The organism is Streptomyces sp. NPDC001634, from assembly GCF_040298185.1.
Classification (GTDB): Bacteria; Actinomycetota; Actinomycetes; order Streptomycetales; family Streptomycetaceae; genus Streptomyces.
Genome location: NZ_JBEOZU010000232.1, coordinates 1 through 1,389, shown reverse-complemented (window position 1 = coordinate 1,389; position 1,389 = coordinate 1). Strand labels below are relative to the sequence as shown.

Here is a 1,389-nt window from a genome sequence, read left to right as displayed (position 1 = left end):
CGGGTAAGTTGCTACTCTTTTCGGGTGTCGCATCCGGGGCCTTCCGCAGTGTCGATCACGTTGTCTGAGGACGAGCGTGCCGAGTTGGTGCGCCGGGCCGCCGGCCTTGACCGACGTGCGGCTGAGCGGGCCCGGATCATTCTCGCGTGCGCTGACGGTATGTCGAATGTCGCCGTGGGGCGGCTTGTTGACGTCCAGGCCAAGACGGTGGGCAAGTGGCGCCGGAAGTTCGCCGCCGAGGGGTTGGCCGGGCTGCAGGACGCGGGCCGGATCGGCAGGCCGAAGGCGGAGCTGGTCCTAAGCGAAGCCGAGCGGGACCAGTTGGTGCGCTGGGCAAGGCGAGCGAAGACCGCGCAGTTCCTCGCACTGCGCGCAAAGATCGTGCTGCGCTGCGCGGAAGGTGGGACGAACCGGCAGGCAGCCGTCGACCTCGGGGTCGACGAGTCGACCGTGGAGCGTTGGCGGGCCCGGTTCATCGCCAAGCGCCTGGACGGACTGCACGACGAGCCGAGACCCGGCCGGCCTCCGTTGATCCTGCTCGATCAGGTCGAAGACGTGCTGGTCGCGACACTGGAGTCCAGCCCGGGCAAGGACACCCACTGGTCGCGGGCCTCGATGGCCGCGCGCACGGGGCTGTCGAAATCGACCATCGGACGGATCTGGAAGAAGTTCGATCTCAAGCCTCACCTGCAGGACTCCTTCAAGCTGTCCACCGACCCGCAGTTCGTCGCCAAGGTCGTGGACGTGGTCGGGCTCTACCACAACCCGCCTGAACGGGCGGTGGTCCTCTGTGTCGATGAGAAGAGCCAGATCCAGGCGCTGGACCGCTCGCAGCCGGTGCTGCCGATGATGCCGGGCATGCCCGAACGACGCACCCACGACTACCTGCGGCACGGCATCACCAGCCTGTTCGCCGCGTTCAACATCGCCGACGGCACTGTCATCAGCCAGCTCCACCGCCGCCACCGGGCCATCGAGTTCAAGAAATTCCTGGTCACCATAGATAAAGCGGTGCCCGCCGAACTCGACGTGCACCTGGTGTGCGACAACTACGCCACCCACAACACCCCTGAGATCAGAACCTGGCTGAGCCGACACCCCCGCTTCCACGTCCACTTCACCCCGACCAGCTCCTCCTGGATCAACCAGGTCGAGCGCTGGTTCGGCCTATTGACCGACAAACTCATCCGGCGCGGCGTCCACACCTCCGTCAAAGCCCTCGAGGACGACATCGAGGCGTGGATCGACACCTGGAACGAGAATCCGCGGCCCTTCACCTGGGTCAAAACCGCCGACGAGATCCTGAAATCTCTCGCCGACTACCTCACCAAAATCAGTCCGCCAAACAGGTAGCAACTTACCCGTGTGATTTGCGGCGCACGACACTAG

At 65.1% G+C, this 1,389-nt stretch carries 1 protein-coding gene; it reads left to right on the top strand.

Features of this window, described 5'->3' with window-relative positions:
• Positions 1-48 precede the first annotated feature (48 nt).
• On the top strand, positions 49-1,353 hold the full coding sequence (locus tag ABT186_RS47740) for an IS630 family transposase (RefSeq protein WP_351930701.1): 1,305 nt from the start codon (positions 49-51) through the stop codon (positions 1,351-1,353).
• Positions 1,354-1,389 lie beyond the last annotated feature (36 nt).